This window comes from Lysinibacillus canaveralius (assembly GCF_047301505.1).
In the GTDB taxonomy this organism is placed as follows: domain Bacteria; phylum Bacillota; class Bacilli; order Bacillales_A; family Planococcaceae; genus Lysinibacillus_B.
Map to the genome: position 1 here is coordinate 4,439,214 of NZ_CP154840.1, position 18,287 is coordinate 4,457,500.

Sequence of the window (18,287 nt, forward strand, 5' to 3'; positions counted from 1 at the left end):
GTCGTCAAAATATTCATAAATTTAAAGTTATTGGATGTTATTGTACACAAACTAGGCCCACTTATAATCTAAAAAACTCCCGAACTAGCTTGTCCGGGAGCTATATGCTATTTTCTTTTCGGTATTTTTACCGTGATTTGATAATAATCATCGTTATCTTCCTCTTCGGTTTTCACATCGATTCCGCTCTTTGTGACCATTGATAACGATTGTTTAATTGTATTAAGCGCAATTCGTACGTCCTTACTAATTGCTTTTCTTTGCGCTCTTTTTGGTTTTGGCTTCTCCTCCGGCTCTTCCTCCTGAGGATGCAGGATTTGTTGAATTTGATCTTCAAGCTGCCGAACATTCCAATCATATTCTTTCACTGCCGCAATCAGCTGCATTTGAAGCTGCTCATCTTTAACCGAAATTAACGCACGTGCATGTCGCTCACTGATTTCTCTTTGTAAAATAGCATCTTGCACAAATTGCGGAAGTTTCAGCAGACGGATTTTGTTCGCCACTGTTGACTGCCCTTTTCCAAGACGTTGAGCAAGTGCTTCCTGCGTTAGTGAATGAAGTTCTAGCAATTGCTGATATGCCAATGCTTCTTCGATTGCTGTTAATTCTTCGCGCTGCAAATTTTCAATCAGCGCAATCGAAGCTGTTTCTTTATCATTTAATGTGCGGACAATTGCTGGTACTTCTTTCCATTCTAATTTTTTCATTGCACGGTATCGTCGTTCACCTGCAATAATTTCATACATTCCTTCTGCTTCCGAGCTTGGACGTAAGACGATTGGCTGAATGACTCCATGAGTATGAATCGTTCTTGATAACTCTTCGATTTTTTCATCATCAAAAACTGTTCGAGGCTGGAAACGATTCGGAACTATTTTTTCAATTGGAATTTTCACTACTTCTTCTGTAGCTGTACTCACCACTTCTACTTCACTTTCCACTTCGGATTCCTGCTTTCCGCCTCCGAACCAACGTGAAAAAGGACTCTTCATCCAAAGGCACCACCTTTAAGAAACTAACTTGCTCAATATTATTATTATTTATGATTCTAGGGAAAATGTACATAGTCCAATAATCGATAATTTCATGCATTTTGTCGTAAATATAAATGTATATGCTTCAAACTGACGAATTATTTCTAATTTCCGCTTTTTTTTACTGAATCGGCGTTTTATTTGGCACACCCGGTTTGCGAGGATACTTTTTTGGTGTTTGTTTAATTTTGTCGAAAACGAATAATGAACGCTCACTTTCCTCTACAGGAAGAAGGAAACTAAACTCTTCTTTTAAAGCTGCCCCTAATGTGGAAATCGCCTTTTTTGCGTCCTTCAATTCTTCAGCTCCTGCAGCAGCCTTTAATGCAACAAAAGAGCCTCCTTGTTTAGCAAGGGGAATACAAAGCTCTGATAAAACAGACAATCTTGCCACTGCTCGAGCCGTGACTACATCAAATTGCTCACGGTATTTCACATTTTGGCCAAATTCTTCCGCACGTGCATGGACAAACTCCATATGATCCAATCCAAGTTCTTCGCTTAAATGGTTAAGGAATGTGATTCGTTTATTTAATGAATCAACGATTGTTACATGCAGATGTGGAAAACAGATTTTAATTGGAATGGATGGAAAACCAGCTCCAGCTCCTACATCACATACAGACTTTACCTTCGTGAAATCAAAATAAAGGGACGGACTGATAGAATCGTAAAAATGTTTTAAATAAACGCCCTCTAAATCTGTGATAGCTGTTAAATTCATTTTTTCATTCCACTCAACCAATAGCTCGAAATATTTTCGAAATTGGGCAATCTGTTCATCTGAAAGTTCTATGCCTTTTGCGGCAAGCGCTTCAATAAATTGTTTTTCGTTCATATGTCTCTCCTTTATAAAATGGAGCGTCCGATACATTCGAACGCTCCTTGTTTAGCGGATTAGAAAAGAACACTAGACTAATCCACTTATAAAAAGGGCTTCATCTCAATCCTTATTTGTTGCCTCTTCTTGATTAGTCATGCGCTACGCGGGCAATCTTTCCCTGCTCGATATATACGAGAAGGATAGAAATATCTGCCGGATTTACTCCTGAAATACGACTTGCTTGAGCAATCGATAATGGACGAACATCTTTTAGTTTCTGGCGGGCTTCTGTTGCCAATCCTGAAATAGCATCATAATCGATATTTTCAGGTATTTTCTTATCTTCCATTTTTTTCAGCTTATCCACTTGCTGTAATGCTTTTTGGATATAGCCTTCATATTTCAGTTGAATTTCAATTTGCTCTCTCACTTCTTCCGAAAACTCAATGCCTGCCGGCTCAATTAAACCAGCTACTAAATCGTACGTCATTTCTGTACGCTTTACGAGATCGGATGCACGAATACCATCCTTCAGCTCGGTACCGCCGACTGAACGAATTGTTTCCTGCGTTTTTTCATTCGGCTTTACAATAATATCCCGGAGACGGGCAATTTCATTCTCGATTTGCTGACGCTTCTCTTGGAATTTTGCATAGCGCTCATCCGATATCATACCAATTTTATAACCGATATCTGTTAAACGAAGATCTGCATTATCATGACGAAGCAGCAAACGGTATTCAGCACGTGATGTCAGTAAACGATACGGCTCATTTGTCCCTTTTGTTACGAGATCATCAATTAACACACCAATATAAGCATCAGAACGAGATAGAATGACTTCTTCCTTGCCCAGCACATTAGCTGCAGCGTTCATACCCGCCATCAAGCCTTGTGCAGCTGCCTCTTCATAACCAGATGTTCCGTTAATTTGACCTGCAGTATAAAGGTTTTTAATACGTTTTGTCTCCAGTGTCGGCCATAGCTGTGTTGGCACGACTGCATCATATTCAATAGCATAGCCTGCACGCATCATTTCTGCATTTTCCAATCCAGGAATTGTCGCCAGCATTTTCTTTTGAACATGCTCAGGCAAACTCGTTGAGAAGCCCTGCACATATACCTCACGTGTATTTCGTCCTTCCGGTTCAAGGAAGATTTGGTGACGCGGTTTATCATTAAAACGAACCACTTTATCTTCGATGGACGGGCAGTAGCGAGGACCAGTTCCTTTAATCATACCTGAATACATGGGTGAAAGGTGCAGGTTGGACTCAATAATTTCATGTGTCTTCTCACTAGTATATGTTAGCCAGCATGGCAGCTGATCCATAATGTATTCTGTTGTTTCAAAACTGAATGCACGGGGTACATCATCACCAGGTTGAATTTCCGTTTTTGAATAATCAATTGTGCGGCTGTTTACCCGCGGTGGTGTACCTGTTTTAAAGCGGACGAGGTCAAAGCCAAGCTCTTTCAAGTTATCCGCGAGCTTGATGGATGGCTGCTGGTTATTTGGACCTGAAGAATATTTCAAATCCCCGATAATGATTTCGCCGCGTAAGAATGTACCTGTTGTAATAACGACCGCTTTAGCACGATAAATGGCACCTACCTGTGTGATGACGCCGCGTACTTCTCCGTCTTCCACGATAAGCTCATCGACCATTGCTTGATGAATTTGAAGGTTCGGCTCCTCTTCTAGCAGACGCTTCATTTCATGCTGATAAAGAATTTTATCTGCCTGCGCGCGTAATGCACGAACTGCGGGTCCTTTACCTGTGTTTAACATACGCATTTGGATATGCGTTTTATCAATGACTTTACCCATTGCGCCGCCTAATGCATCGATCTCGCGTACAACGATTCCTTTAGCCGGGCCGCCGACTGAAGGGTTACATGGCATGAAAGCAATCATATCTAGATTGATTGTAAGCATTAGTGTATTCGCACCTGTTTTCGCAGCAGCGTAAGCCGCCTCTGCACCTGCATGGCCGGCGCCGACCACGATAACATCAAAAGTGCCTGCCTCATATTGTGTTGGCATGCTTGGTTCTTCCTTTCTGTGTGTAGCATTCTATATTTCACAAGACTAACTTCAATTTATCATTAGAAAGGCACTTCTTAGCCAAAATAGGCTAAGACCACGCTCTTTTCTTGAGGGTATTCTTAAAGCTGTTGTCTTTTCTATCCGCTGGGCAGAATCGTTTATATCTGCTTATTTTCCTAAACAGAATTGCGAGAATAACTGGTTAATTAAACTTTCCTGCACTGTATCACCGATAATTTCACCGAGTAATTCCCATGTGCGGGTAACATCAATCTGCACCATATCAACTGGAACACCTGCTTCAGCGGCTGCCAGAGCATCTTCAATCGTTGCCTCTGCCTGATGCAGAAGTGCAATATGACGAGCATTTGATACATATGTCAGATCCCCAGCTTCAATCTGTCCTTCAAAGAATAAGGCAGCAATAGCTTCTTCTAACTCCATTACACCCTCTTCTTTTAACAACGAAGTCGTGACAACGCGGTGATTACCAGCAAGCTCTTGGACACGATCTAAATCGGTTTTTTGAGGGATATCCGTTTTGTTTACCACAACGATAAAATCCATATGCTGAATGGTTTCAAATAATCGTTCGTCCTCCGGTGTCAATTCCTCTCCATAATTTAGGACAAGAAGAATGAGATCCGCGCCCTTTAAAGCTTCGCGCGAACGCTCAACACCAATTCGTTCTACAATATCCTCTGTTTCACGAATTCCAGCTGTATCCACAAGACGCAGCGGCACTCCGCGAACATTCACATATTCCTCTATAATATCACGAGTTGTACCTGCTATATCGGTTACAATCGCTTTATTTTCATGAACTAAACTATTTAATAAAGAGGACTTTCCTACATTTGGCCGGCCTAAAATGACAGTAGATAGCCCTTCACGAAGGATTTTCCCCTGAGATGATGTCTGCAGCAGCTTTTTGATTTCATCGCGTACCCAGGCACACTTTTCAAGCAAAACTGGTACCGTCATCTCTTCTACATCATCATATTCCGGATAATCAATATTTACTTCTACCTGGGCTAACGTCTCAAGCAGCGCTTGTCTAAGTGATTGAATTAAGCGTGACAGCTTCCCATCCATCTGACCAAGCGCCACATTCATTGCCCGATCCGTTTTGGCACGAATTAAGTCCATAACCGCTTCTGCCTGCGACAAATCGATTCGTCCATTCAAAAACGCACGTTTTGTAAATTCACCCGGCTCTGCAAGACGGGCACCATTCGCTAGAACAAGCTGTAATACCCGATTAACGGAAACTAAACCGCCATGGCAGTTAATTTCTACTACATCTTCCCGTGTAAAAGTTTTTGGTCCCCGCATTAATGAAAGCATTACTTCCTCTATAACCTCATGATTCTTCGGGTTGATTAGATGTCCATAATGTATTGTGTGCGTCGCCACTTCTGTTAACCGTTTACCAGTTGGCGATTTAAATATTTTATCTGCAATTTCAACTGCCTCGTCTCCGCTTAAGCGAACAATGGCAATTGCTCCCTCACCCATCGGTGTAGAGATTGCAGCTATTGTATCAAACTCCATTTTAAATCCTCCTATAAGAGCCGTTTCATTCTGGTTTTCCTTAATCCATTACATTTGCCGTAATTTTATCCCAGATTCGGCTTTCTTCTTGCCCAAAGGATTATCCACATGTGGATAACTTTTTTTACCGACCTACCTTATTTACTAACAATTTAGCCTAACATATTTTCAGCAAAATCTAAAGCAAACAAGATTCAAAATAGAGGGAAATACAACACTAATAATAGCTTTCCCAACTACTAAATAAAACTCATACTAAACAATGAAAAGTACTAAAACACCGACTTACTTTTAACAAGTGCAAGATGCCTCGCATAACATGCCCTAGGTCGCCTGTACATCTATCATTAAAAGAACTTGGTGCTTTCTATTAAATGCTGGTCATAACTCTAATAAAAAAATAAAAACAGAGGCGCCGCAAACTGCGACGCCCCCGTCAATGTCTGTATATTATTTGATTGGTTCAATCACTAAATAACGATTCGGCTCAATTCCCTCCGAATATGTTTCGATATCTAATCGATTTGCCAGTACGTTATGAATAATTTTCCGTTCATACGACGGCATCGGCTCCAATGTCACTTTTCTGCGTGTACGAATAGCTTTATCAGCCATACGTTCTGCCAGTTGTTCCAATGACGCTTGGCGGCGTTCACGGTAATCTTCTACATCCAGTCTCACCAGCATGAAAGATTTTGCGCTTTTATTCAGAACGAGCTGCGTTAATTGCTGTAAGGCATTCAATGTCTGACCCCGTTTTCCGATTAAAAATGCAGCTTTCTCACTTTCCAGCCTGAATGATACATATTTTCCTTCAGATTCCGTATGGATTTTTAAATCGGTAACTCCCAATTCCAAAGCAATATTGTTTAAATACGTCTTTGTTTCTTCAATTGGATCCTGTTCTTGCATGGTAGATCGATCATCATTCACGTTTTGAACTGGCTCGTCCCCGTTTTCATTAACAGCCGGCATGTCAGAAAGTTCACTGCTCATTACTTCATCTGCTGATGATACAGCAGATGCAGCCTCTTTCGGCTCCTCCTCCAACGGTGTATTGGAGTGAGGTGTAACTTCCGATGGCACTGCTTCTTCTTTTTTAACAGCTGACCGTACATCTTCTTTTATTGTAATGCGTACTTCCGCATCACGTGCGCCAAAACCTAAAAATCCTTTTTTACCTTCTTGCAAAACTTCTACTTCTACTTGTTCACGGGTCTTGCCAAGCTTTTGTAACGCTAATGAGATCGCTTCATTTACTGTCGCGCCTAATTGCGTAAGTTGGTTCACTATTTTGCTCCTCCTGTAATAGTAGCATCAGTTTTTTTATTCCAAGGTTTGTAAATCACAAGGTTTTGTAATACTGAAATGATGTTTCCGACAATCCAGTATAAAGATAATGCGGCTGGCAAAAATGCACCGAAACCGATGATCATTAATGGCATGATATACATCATGACCTTCATTTGTGGATTATCCACTGCAGGACCAGTAAATAACACAACGAACTGAATTAAACCGGCAATAACCGCAAATAAAATACTAGGTTCTGCAAGCGGGACCGATAGGAATGTCCCTAATTCATAAACAGATGTTGCATTCATACGGCTGATTGCATGGTAGAATCCGATTAAAATCGGCATCTGAATAAAGATCGGTAAACATCCTGCAAGCGGGTTGACACCCGATGATTGCATCAATGCCATCATCTCTTGCTGATACTTTTGCTGAGTAACCGCATCTTTAGAGCTGTATTTTGCCTGCAGCTCCTTCATCTTCGGCTGAATTTCCTGCATTTTCTTTGAACTCTTAATTTGCTTAATTGTTAATGGTAAGATTGCTAAACGGATAATGATTGTTACCGCAATAATCCCGAACGCATAAGTACCTAAAAGATCTGAGAAATATTTGATGACTGATACTAATGGCCAAACGATAAATTCATTCCAAAAGCCTTTGCTTTCAGCTGAAATCGGTTGATCGAATTCTGTACACCCAGACAGTAATAAGGCTACCGATACAAGTGTAAGAATGACCCCAAGTCTTTTCTTCAAGCCTTCTTCCCCCTAAAGCAACTATTCAATTTTCTTTATAGAGCTTATTTTACCATGCGTAGACGCTTACACTCTACTAATTATTTCGAGAATCCTCAATCCCGTTCTGACCGATTCCTCTTTAATACTTTGGCAATTCTCAATACATGTTCCAAACTTTTCTTTGTTTCATGAAAATCTAATGTGGCCGCCTGATTTCTGGCGATGATAACATAATCCATATCTTGGCGAACGTCCTCTTTTAACTCAAGAAATGTTTGGCGAATATAGCGCTTAATTTGGTTACGCGTGACCGCTTTCCCTATCTTCTTACTTACGGATAAGCCAATGCGAAACTCCGTTTGTCCTTCCTTCTTTAAGCAATAAACGACAAACTGGCGATTCGCAAACGACTTTCCTTTTTTAAACACCTTTTGAAATTCTTCATTCTTTTTGATCCGTTGGCGTTTATTCACCGTTTACCAGCTCCATCTATCTCATTTTTCAATCCAATTATGAAAAATAATGAAAAAAAAGACCACTGATGAGGCTCAGTGGGCTTATGCTGATAAAACTTTACGACCTTTACGACGACGTGCAGCCAATACTTTACGTCCGTTTTTCGTGCTCATACGTGCACGGAAACCGTGTACTTTGCTGTGCTTACGTTTCGATGGTTGATATGTGCGTTTCATTCTATATTGCACCTCCTAAATGAGTGTCCTTATATTTTTCTTAACATACAGACTCGACCATTATATATAAAAAGCAATTATTTTGTCAACGTTTAATATAAAAAGTCTATCAATGTCCAAGACAATGGAATTTATGTTTATCCACAAACGTATTCTTATTTATACAGAATAACTGTGGATATTTTTTGTTTCAAAAATATTTATCCACATCTCTTATCTACACTTTTTTCACAAACTCATAGCCTGTGGATAATTTTAAAATAAATAAACATGAATCATGTGGATAAGTTCTTTAAAGTATTGAAATGCCTCATCTTTTTTGATACGATAATCATGTTTTCCCTTGTGGACGAGTTTTCTGGGAAATATTTTATCCACAATTGTTAATAATCTGTGGACAGTTTTTTTCACATCCAGGGAATAGAATTTATCCACAAGCTGTGACTATGTGAATGTAACAGAAAAATAGATAAAAATAAATAGCTTCTATGTTTTTGATAGAGAATATTGTATGAAGGGACGAAAATAGCTTGGAACATTTAGAGCAGTTATGGAATAACGTCCTGGCAAAAGTTGAACAAAAAATATCAAAACCGAGTTTCGAAACTTGGTTAAAGTCAACAAAGCTCCTTTCTCATAAAGGAACTAATGTAACCATTGCGGCACCAAATTCCTTTGCACGGGATTGGCTGGAGAACCATTATGTCCATTTAATTACGGGCATTTTGACTGAGCTTACAGGTGAAGACTTACTGATTAAATTTGTTGTTCAAAAAGACCAGGATGCGGATGATTTCGAATTGCCAGCACCAAAAATTCAAGCCAAAGCAACAGATCAGCACGATATTTCACCAGGAATGCTCAACCCGAAATATACATTTGATACGTTTGTTATTGGTTCTGGCAACCGGTTCGCACACGCAGCTTCACTTGCTGTAGCCGAGGCACCGGCAAAAGCCTACAATCCATTCTTCATCTATGGGGGAGTTGGATTGGGGAAGACACACTTAATGCATGCAATTGGTCATTATGTTCTAGAGCATAATCCAAACGCTAAAGTCGTGTATCTGTCTTCGGAGAAATTTACGAATGAATTTATTAACTCCATCCGTGATAATAAAGCGATTGATTTTCGTAATAAATACCGAAATGTTGACGTACTGTTAATTGATGACATTCAATTTTTAGCTGGAAAAGAGTCAACGCAAGAAGAATTTTTCCATACATTTAATACGCTGCATGAGGAATCAAAACAGATTGTCATCTCCAGTGATCGTCCACCTAAAGAGATTCCTACATTGGAAGATCGCTTGCGTTCACGCTTCGAGTGGGGGCTGATTACAGATATTGCACCACCGGATCTCGAAACACGTATTGCGATTTTGCGTAAAAAAGCAAAAGCGGATGAACTGGAAATTCCAAATGAAGTAATGCTTTATATCGCTAACCAAATTGATTCAAATATTCGGGAATTAGAAGGTGCGTTAATTCGGGTGGTTGCCTATTCTTCTCTTGTCAACGAAGAAGTTACTCCTGAATTGGCGGCAGCTGCATTGAAAGACATCATGCCAAACGCAAAGCCGCGCATGATTTCCATTTTAGATATTCAAAATGCTGTTGGCGAACACTATAGCATCCGGTTAGAAGACTTTTCTGCTAAAAAACGTACAAAGTCAATTGCTTTCCCGCGTCAAGTAGCAATGTATTTATCCCGTGAGCTTACAGATTTTTCTTTACCTAAAATTGGAGAAGAGTTTGGGGGGCGTGATCATACAACAGTGATTCATGCTCATGAAAAAATTGCATCTATGTTAAAGAATGACCAAATATTGCAGCAGGACATTAAACAAATCCGCAATATGCTCGGTAAATAAGTTGTGGATAAGTGAGGTATTTTTTGCCTGAGTTATACACAGTCTATCTACATGTGGATAGACTGATTTTATGCCATAAAAGGGTACTTATCCACAAATCCACAGGCCCTATTACTATATCTATTAATCTTTTAAAAAAATAAATAATTATATAAGCGAGGTAAGAACATGAAATTTGAAATAATGCGCGATCATCTTTTAGCAGGTTTAAACGATGTAATGAAGGCAGTCAGCTCTAAAACTACTGTACCCATTTTGACAGGAATTAAAATCGATGTATCAAATGAAGGCTTAAGTTTAACTGGTAGCGACCAAGATATTACAATCCAAACATTCATTCCTGCCGAAGAGAATGGCGAACAAATTATGACAATCACTACTACAGGATCGATTGTTTTACAAGCTCGAATGTTTAATGAAATCGTGCGTAAATTACCGACAAATGACGTAGAAATTGAAGTAACAAACGGCTTTGCCACATATATTCGTTCAGGAAAATCAGAATTCCATCTAATCGGACAAGATGCTGTTGAATATCCTCTATTGCCGGAAGTATCTGCAGATCAACAATTTACTATTCCAGCGGATCTGCTTAAGTCAATTATTCGTGAGACTGTATTTGCTGTAGCAACGTCAGAAAGCCGTCCTGTACTAACAGGGGTAAACTGGAATATTCAGGATGATGAATTAATATGCGTCGCAACAGACAGCCATCGTTTAGCACGTCGTAAAACAAAATTAGAACAGTTACCTTCAGGGGTATCCAATGTAGTCATCCCAGGTAAGAGTTTGAACGAGCTGAATAAGATTTTAGAAGATTCTACAAACCCTGTACAAATAGTTATGACAAACCAACAAGTGCTGTTTAAAGCAAATAATATGTTATTCTTCTCTCGCCTGCTGGAAGGAAATTATCCAGATACATCTCGTTTGATTCCAGAAAACTATCAAACTAATGTTACCTTGGACGGCAAGTCATTATTGCAAGCCATTGACCGTGCATCTTTATTAGCACGTGAAGACCGTAACAACGTAGTTCGCTTCGAAACACTAGAAGGAAATACGATTGAGATCTCATCTAATTCACCGGAGATTGGGAAAGTTCAAGAGCAAATCCAGGTAGAATCATTAGAAGGGGACACACTGAAAATTTCATTCAGTGCAAAATATATGATGGAGGCCTTAAAAGCAATTGATGGACAAGATGTCATCATCCAGTTTACAGGAGCAATGCGTCCATTTATTTTACGTTCCGTTCATGACGATGCTATCTTACAATTGATTCTTCCAGTCCGCACATATTAAAAAGCACTGGCTATCCAAGCAAAGGAAGAGAGTTGTTTCAAATATAATTTGAAGCGGCTCTTTTTTTACTTCTTGTATAGTTTTTTGGTATGATAGAAGGATGAAATTTGTTAATCGGAGGATGAAATATTTTGAAGGACATCGTAATTGATACAGAGTTTGTAACGCTAGGCCAATTGCTGAAAATGACAGATGCGATCAGTTCAGGAGGCATGGCTAAATGGTTTTTATCTGAACACGACGTCTATGTGAACGGAGAGATAGACGACCGCCGTGGACGTAAACTGCGAGACGGAGATGTAGTGAATATCCCAGGTATCGGCCGTTTTCGAATTGTAGGCGAGAACGGGGCCGAATAATGAACATCGAGCGCTTGCAGCTAACGAATTACCGAAATTATGAATCACTTGCTTTAGAATTCTCTCCGAAGATTAATGTCTTCATTGGAGAAAACGCGCAAGGAAAAACAAATGTCATGGAGTCTATCTATGTATTGGCTATGGCAAAATCTCATCGTACGTCGAACGATAAAGAATTGATACGTTGGGAACAAGACTATGGTAAAATAGAAGGTGTTGTACAGAAACGTTATGGTCCTGTGCCAATCGAATTGACATTATCCAAAAAAGGTAAAAAAGGAAAAATAAACCATTTAGAGCAGTCTCGCCTCAGCGAGTATGTCGGACAAATGAATGTGGTCATGTTTGCTCCAGAAGATTTAAATGTTGTAAAAGGGAGTCCTCAAATTAGACGTCGCTTTATTGATATGGAAATCGGGCAAATATCACCGGTTTATTTACATGACTTATTAACCTTCCAAAAAATTTTGAAACAGCGTAATCATTACTTGAAGGCAAATCAGGGCCGATCCGCCTTAACAAACGATGTCATGCTGGAAGTCTATACGGAGCAATATGTGCAGGCAGCTATAAAAATCATACGGAAGCGCTATGAATTTATGGAGTTATTACAGGCATGGGCTGAACCTATTCATGCGGGCATTTCTCAAGGGAAAGAGAAGCTTGTCATTAAGTATCGGACTGTCAGTGAAATGGAATCAAGCTGGACAGCTGAAGAAATGGCAGCACATCTGGAAAGAAAAATAGCGGAAGCCAAACAAAGAGAAATAGACCGTGGAGTGACTCTAGTAGGTCCACATCGAGATGATTTGCAGTTCTTTGTCAATGATTATGATGTACAAGTATTTGGTTCGCAGGGACAACAGCGTACAACAGCTTTGTCGCTCAAGCTTGCAGAAATTGAATTAATTAAGCAGGAGACAAAAGAAGCGCCCATTTTGCTGCTGGATGATGTATTGTCCGAATTGGATGACTATCGTCAGTCTCACTTGCTAAATACGATACAAGGTGAAGTACAGACGTTCGTCACAACGACAAGCGTAGATGGTATCCATCACGAAACGATTCAAAGTGCAAAAATGTTCCACGTGAAACAAGGGGATATTGAATAATATTTTTTTTGGGCAAAATGCCTATTGAATAGATGTAGACTGAGGTTACGAAAGAGTAGGTGAACAAGGTGGCTTTAGAGGAAAACAAAGTACAGCAAAATTATGATGCTGATCAAATACAAGTTCTAGAAGGCTTAGAGGCGGTACGAAAACGTCCGGGGATGTATATCGGTTCTACCAGTTCAAAAGGGTTGCACCATCTTGTATGGGAAATCGTTGATAATAGTATCGATGAAGCGCTAGCTGGATTTTGTACAGATATCACAGTAGCGATCGAGCCAGACAATTGGATTCGTGTAGAAGATAACGGACGTGGTATCCCAGTAAGTATTCAGGAGAAGATGGGGCTTCCAGCTGTTGAAGTTATTATGACAGTACTTCATGCTGGCGGTAAATTCGGCGGAGGCGGGTACAAAGTATCCGGCGGTCTACACGGTGTAGGTGCCTCAGTTGTAAACGCGTTGTCCATTGCTACAGAAGTATATGTAAAGCGGGATGGACATATTCACTCAATTAAATTTGAACGCGGCCAAACAGTTCAGCCATTGAAAATTATTGGTGATGCAGAAGAGACAGGTACAACAACCCGCTTCAAGGCAGATAGCGAAATTTTCCGCGAAACAACGGAGTATGAATTCGATATTTTAGCGACTCGTTGCCGTGAACTCGCTTATTTAAATCGTGGCATCCGTATTATTATTCGTGATGAACGTGGAGAAGAAGTACGCGAGAATGTATTCCACTACGAGGGTGGTATTCGTTCTTATGTAGAACACTTAAATGCTAATAAAGAGCCAATTCATGAACCAATTGATGTCTTTGGCGAAAAGGATGGCATTTCAGTTGAAATCGCTATGCAATATAATGCAGGTTTCAATTCGACGATTATGTCATTCGCTAATAATATCAATACGTATGAAGGCGGTACGCATGAATCTGGATTTAAGACAGCTTTAACACGTGTTATTAATGATTATGCGCGTAAAGGAAGCCTCATTAAGGAAAATGACGCAAACTTGACGGGGGAAGATGTCCGTGAAGGGTTAACAGCCATTGTGTCAGTAAAACATCCAGATCCTCAATTTGAAGGTCAAACGAAAACAAAGCTTGGAAACTCAGAAGTCAGCCAAATTACAAATCAGCTATTTGCTGAAGGATTTGAACGCTTTTTACTTGAAAACCCTTCAATTGCTCGTCAAATTATTGAAAAAGGAACAATGGCAGCCCGTGCACGGGTAGCAGCGAAGAAAGCACGTGAGTTTACACGTCGTAAATCGGCACTAGAAGTGTCAAGTCTTCCGGGTAAGCTTGCTGACTGTTCATCCACAAATCCTGAAGAATGTGAGATCTATATTGTAGAGGGTGACTCTGCCGGCGGGTCTGCTAAATCAGGACGAGATCGCCACTTCCAGGCAATTTTGCCTCTGCGTGGTAAAATTCTGAACGTTGAAAAAGCCCGTCTTGACCGTATTCTTTCCAATGCGGAGATCCGTGCCATGATTACGGCATTTGGTACAGGTATTGGTGAAGAGTTTGATTTAAATAAAGCCCGTTACCATAAAATTGTTATTATGACGGATGCGGACGTTGATGGTGCACATATTCGTGTATTATTGCTTACGTTCTTCTTCCGCTTCATGCGCCCATTAATCGAGGCTGGCTATGTATATGCAGCGAAACCGCCTCTTTATCAGGTGAAACAAGGTAAACATGTAGAATACTGCTATTCAAACGAAGAGCTGACAGAAATCCTGGATCGTCTACCAAGCGTTCCGAAACCGAACGTACAGCGCTATAAAGGTCTGGGGGAAATGAATGCAGAACAGCTTTGGGATACAACGATGGATCCAGAACACCGCACATTGATTCGTGTAAATCTTGACGATGCGATTGAAGCAGATAAGATTTTCGACCATCTAATGGGGGATGAAGTAGGCCCACGTCGTGATTTTATTGAAGAAAATGCAGTGTATGTACAAGATTTAGATATTTAGTTAGTGCAAATGGAAGGAGGTCCTTATTGTGTCTGACATTCAACATGGAAACATTGAGTCTAGAAATATTACAACTGAAATTAAAACATCATTCTTAAGCTATGCTATGAGTGTTATTGTTTCACGTGCCTTACCAGACGTACGTGACGGCCTTAAACCTGTACATCGACGTATTTTATACGGCATGCAAGAGTTAGGAAACACTGCAGATAAGCCATATAAAAAGAGTGCTCGTATCGTCGGGGACGTAATGGGTAAATTCCACCCGCACGGTGACTCTTCTATTTATGAAGCGATGGTACGTATGGCGCAGGATTTCAGCTACCGCTATATGCTGGTGGATGGACACGGAAACTTTGGTTCTGTCGATGGTGATGGAGCGGCGGCGATGCGTTATACAGAATCCCGTATGTCCAAAATTGCGATGGAAATGCTGCGTGACATTAATAAAGATACGATTGACTATGGCCCAAACTATGATGGTAGTGAGCGTGAACCCCTTGTATTACCGGCACGTATTCCAAACTTGCTTGTAAATGGTGCAGCTGGTATCGCAGTAGGGATGGCAACAAACATTCCGCCGCATCAATTAGGTGAGGTTATTGACGGGGTATTAGCTGTATCGGAGAACGCAGCAATTACAACAGAAGAGCTAATGGAAATTATTCCTGGGCCAGATTTCCCTACAGGAGGTCAAATTTTAGGCCGTTCCGGTATTCGCCGTGCCTACGAAACAGGTCGTGGTTCGATTACTATTCGAGCGAAGGTAGAAATCGAGCAAAAATCAAATGGCAAGGAAACAATTTTAGTATATGAATTACCTTATCAAGTAAACAAAGCGAAGCTGATTGAAAAAATTGCAGAGCTTGTGCGTGATAAGAAGATTGACGGTATTACTCATCTTCGTGATGAGTCAGATCGTAATGGGATGCGCATCGTAATCGAGGTACGCCGTGATGCGAATGCGAATGTCATCTTAAACAATCTTTATAAACAAACACCAATGCAGTCTACATTTGGTGTTAATATGCTGGCATTAGTAGACGGTCAGCCACGTGTATTAAGTTTGAAAGAGATGCTCTATTATTATTTAGAGCATCAAAAGGTAGTCATTAAGCGTCGTACAGCTTTTGAGTTGCGTAAAGCAGAAGACCGAGCGCATATTTTAGAAGGCTTACGTATAGCGTTAGATCATATCGATGAAATTATTACGATCATCCGCAGCTCTCGCAGCGGGGATGAGGCGAAACCTGTTCTGATGGAACGTTTCAATTTAACGGAGCGGCAAGCACAGGCGATTTTAGATATGCGTCTTGTTCGTTTAAGTGGTTTAGAACGTGAGAAAATTGAAGCAGAATATCAGGAGCTGCAAATTCTGATTGCAGAATTAAAAGCAATTTTGGCTGATGAGGCGAAAGTTCTTGAAATTATCCGCAATGAGTTAAACGAGATTAAAGAGCGCTACAATGATGTACGCCGCACAGAAATTACTGCTGGTGGTTTGGAATCGATTGAAGACGAAGATTTAATCCCACGTGAAAATTCAGTAGTTACGTTAACACACAATGGGTATATTAAACGATTGGCCGCAAATACGTACCGCAGTCAAAAACGTGGAGGACGCGGCGTGCAAGGAATGGGAACAAACGAAGATGATTTTGTCGAGCATCTCTTGTCTACTTCTACGCATGATACGATTTTATTCTTTACGTCTAAAGGGCGCGTATTTAAGGCAAAGGGTTATGAAATCCCCGAATATGGCCGTACAGCAAAAGGTTTGCCGATTGTTAACTTGCTGAATATTGCAAAGGGTGAACATGTTACAGCTATGATTCGCATAGAATCATATGATGAGGATGCATTCTTCATTTTTACAACAAAAACAGGCATCACAAAACGTACGCCGGTTTCTCAATTTGCTAATATCCGTACAAATGGATTGATAGCAATTAGCCTGCGTGAGGATGATGATTTAATTTCTGTTCGTTTAACGGATGGCAAAAAGCAAATAATTATTGGTACACATAATGGTATGCTCGTCCGCTTTAACGAAGAAGATATTCGCTCTATGGGCCGTACAGCATCGGGTGTGCGAGGTATTAAGCTTCGTAAAGACGATTATGTAGTGGGGATGGAGATTTTAGAAGAAGGTCAGGAGATTCTAGTCGTAACAGAAAAAGGTTACGGAAAGCGTACGCCTGAATCTGAATATCGTCTGCAGAGTCGCGGCGGTGTAGGTATTAAAACAATACAAGTAACTGAGAAGAATGGACCAATGTGTGCCGTGAAAACAGTTGATGGTTCTGAGGATATCATGCTGATCACAATTAATGGCATGTTGATTCGGATGGATGTCAATGATATTTCGGTCATTGGCCGCAGCACGCAGGGAGTTCGCTTAATTCGCTTGTCTGATGAGGAATTAGTAGCGACAGTTGCAAAAGTAAATAAAGAAGACGATGCAGATGTAGAGGATATAGAGGAAGCCGAAGCATCAGTCGAGTAATAAATGAGGAACAACCGACCTTCTGCAGGTCGATTGTTCCTTTTTATTTAGACGGAAAGAAAAGATATTCTATTAGTAAGAATTTATTAAAAGTCGCAAAGGCAACAAAGGAACTATTATAAAACTCAATTTAATCCTTCCATTTGTTTACATGCTCCGTTACAATGAAAGAAAATTACTAATTAAAAGGTGGTCTTTAGCAATGGATGCTACATATATGTACATATCAGAGTTGATGCCAGGAAAAGTTGTAGCTGAAGACATTTTTGCTAATACAAAATATTCTATTATACAGAAAAATACAAAAATTAATTATGAACACCTGCATGTGTTAAAAGCGTTCAATATTTCAAGAGTTTTAATATTTAAAGATGAAGAGGTACCCGCACCTACAGAAATAAATGGTAAAGAGGTAATCATCGACGTGCCGGTTCCAACTATTACGCCTTTCCTTCGTTACTATGAAGAAGGAGTAGCATATTTAAAGAAAGAATTTCAAAATTGGCAGGCAGGAGCAAGGGTCGATATCACAAAAGTCCGTAATACAATGATCCCGTTAATAGAGATAGTATTAGGAGAACGTTCTCATATATTTGATTTAAATAGCTATTCAAATCCTAAAGATTATTTATATCACCACTGTATAGCCACAGGGTTGATTTCAAGCAGTATTGTGCAAAAAATTGGTTATGATAAAGGTACAGCTATTCAAATGGCACTGGCAGGAATGTTGGCAGACTGCGGAATGGCTAAAATTCCTGCCAGGGTAAAGGATAAAAAAACAGCCCTTTCAGAGCAGGAGTTTTTAGAAATACGTAAGCACCCCGTTTACAGCTATCAAATGGTAAAAGATTTAACTGCGTTGAAATCTGATATGAAGAAAGCAATTTACTCTCATCACGAAAGATTGGATGGCAGTGGGTATCCAGAAGGGAATCGGGATGC

Annotated in this window: 15 protein-coding genes (1 of these 15 only partly in view); 7 read left to right on the plus strand and 8 right to left on the minus strand. The window is 40.2% G+C overall.

Annotation, left to right across the window (positions count from 1 at the left end; all coding sequences use genetic code 11):
* Positions 1–107: 107 nt before the first annotated feature.
* The 8 genes from noc to rpmH form a co-directional block, all read right to left on the minus strand.
* A complete protein-coding gene (gene noc / locus AA0Y26_RS22385; protein WP_413364181.1) occupies positions 108–995 on the minus strand; it encodes a nucleoid occlusion protein in 888 nt (295 codons plus the stop codon).
* A gap of 163 nt (positions 996–1,158) precedes the next feature.
* Positions 1,159–1,875: a 16S rRNA (guanine(527)-N(7))-methyltransferase RsmG gene (rsmG, locus tag AA0Y26_RS22390; protein ID WP_413364182.1), complete on the minus strand. Its 717-nt coding sequence runs from the start codon at positions 1,873–1,875 to the stop codon at positions 1,159–1,161.
* Between the two features lie 133 nt (positions 1,876–2,008).
* A complete protein-coding gene (gene mnmG / locus AA0Y26_RS22395) occupies positions 2,009–3,907 on the minus strand; it encodes a tRNA uridine-5-carboxymethylaminomethyl(34) synthesis enzyme MnmG (RefSeq protein WP_413364183.1) in 1,899 nt (632 codons plus the stop codon).
* A 171-nt stretch (positions 3,908–4,078) separates the two neighbouring features.
* Entirely contained in the window at positions 4,079–5,464 is a 1,386-nt protein-coding gene (gene mnmE / locus AA0Y26_RS22400) for a tRNA uridine-5-carboxymethylaminomethyl(34) synthesis GTPase MnmE (RefSeq protein WP_413364184.1), read from the minus strand.
* Positions 5,465–5,914: 450 nt separating this feature from the next.
* The gene (gene jag / locus AA0Y26_RS22405; protein ID WP_413364185.1) at positions 5,915–6,754 is read right to left on the minus strand and encodes an RNA-binding cell elongation regulator Jag/EloR; all 840 of its coding nucleotides are present in this window, start codon (positions 6,752–6,754) and stop codon (positions 5,915–5,917) included.
* Positions 6,754–7,518: a membrane protein insertase YidC gene (yidC, locus tag AA0Y26_RS22410; RefSeq protein ID WP_413364186.1), complete on the minus strand. Its 765-nt coding sequence runs from the start codon at positions 7,516–7,518 to the stop codon at positions 6,754–6,756. Before yidC ends, jag begins: the two co-directional genes overlap by 1 nt.
* Before the next feature lie 95 nt (positions 7,519–7,613).
* Entirely contained in the window at positions 7,614–7,973 is a 360-nt protein-coding gene (gene rnpA / locus AA0Y26_RS22415; RefSeq protein WP_413364187.1) for a ribonuclease P protein component, read from the minus strand.
* 84 nt (positions 7,974–8,057) lie between these two features.
* Positions 8,058–8,192, minus strand: coding sequence for a 50S ribosomal protein L34 (rpmH, locus tag AA0Y26_RS22420; RefSeq protein WP_036152184.1), 135 nt, complete (start codon positions 8,190–8,192; stop codon positions 8,058–8,060).
* A gap of 530 nt (positions 8,193–8,722) precedes the next feature.
* Here rpmH and dnaA point away from each other — a divergent pair.
* The 7 genes from dnaA to AA0Y26_RS22455 form a co-directional block, all read left to right on the plus strand.
* Positions 8,723–10,066: a chromosomal replication initiator protein DnaA gene (gene dnaA, locus AA0Y26_RS22425; RefSeq protein ID WP_413364188.1), complete on the plus strand. Its 1,344-nt coding sequence runs from the start codon at positions 8,723–8,725 to the stop codon at positions 10,064–10,066.
* 168 nt (positions 10,067–10,234) lie between these two features.
* A complete protein-coding gene (gene dnaN / locus AA0Y26_RS22430; protein WP_413364189.1) occupies positions 10,235–11,371 on the plus strand; it encodes a DNA polymerase III subunit beta in 1,137 nt (378 codons plus the stop codon).
* A 131-nt stretch (positions 11,372–11,502) separates the two neighbouring features.
* A complete protein-coding gene (yaaA, locus tag AA0Y26_RS22435) occupies positions 11,503–11,730 on the plus strand; it encodes a S4 domain-containing protein YaaA (protein WP_413364190.1) in 228 nt (75 codons plus the stop codon).
* A complete protein-coding gene (recF, locus tag AA0Y26_RS22440; RefSeq protein ID WP_413364191.1) occupies positions 11,730–12,842 on the plus strand; it encodes a DNA replication/repair protein RecF in 1,113 nt (370 codons plus the stop codon). The genes yaaA and recF overlap by 1 nt, the downstream gene beginning before the upstream one ends.
* 68 nt (positions 12,843–12,910) lie before the next feature.
* Positions 12,911–14,836: a DNA topoisomerase (ATP-hydrolyzing) subunit B gene (gyrB, locus tag AA0Y26_RS22445; RefSeq protein WP_413368356.1), complete on the plus strand. Its 1,926-nt coding sequence runs from the start codon at positions 12,911–12,913 to the stop codon at positions 14,834–14,836.
* Between the two features lie 28 nt (positions 14,837–14,864).
* Positions 14,865–17,342 (plus strand): DNA gyrase subunit A, encoded by a 2,478-nt coding sequence (gyrA, locus tag AA0Y26_RS22450; RefSeq protein WP_413364192.1) that lies wholly within the window; start codon positions 14,865–14,867, stop codon positions 17,340–17,342.
* 202 nt (positions 17,343–17,544) lie between these two features.
* Positions 17,545–18,287: the 5' portion of an HD-GYP domain-containing protein gene (locus AA0Y26_RS22455; RefSeq protein ID WP_413364193.1), read on the plus strand. Its footprint extends 349 nt past the window's final position; 743 of the gene's 1,092 nt are visible here — the first part of the coding sequence; the start codon lies at positions 17,545–17,547; the stop codon falls past the right edge of the window.

Coding starts and splice junctions, on each gene's coding strand:
- noc (WP_413364181.1), bottom strand. CDS start 995: ATGAAGAGTCCTTTTTCACGTTGGTTCGGAGGCGGAAAGCAGGAATCC.
- rsmG (WP_413364182.1), bottom strand. CDS start 1,875: ATGAACGAAAAACAATTTATTGAAGCGCTTGCCGCAAAAGGCATAGAA.
- mnmG (WP_413364183.1), bottom strand. CDS start 3,907: ATGCCAACACAATATGAGGCAGGCACTTTTGATGTTATCGTGGTCGGC.
- mnmE (WP_413364184.1), bottom strand. CDS start 5,464: ATGGAGTTTGATACAATAGCTGCAATCTCTACACCGATGGGTGAGGGA.
- rpmH (WP_036152184.1), bottom strand. CDS start 8,192: ATGAAACGCACATATCAACCATCGAAACGTAAGCACAGCAAAGTACAC.
- dnaN (WP_413364189.1), top strand. CDS start 10,235: ATGAAATTTGAAATAATGCGCGATCATCTTTTAGCAGGTTTAAACGAT.
- recF (WP_413364191.1), top strand. CDS start 11,730: ATGAACATCGAGCGCTTGCAGCTAACGAATTACCGAAATTATGAATCA.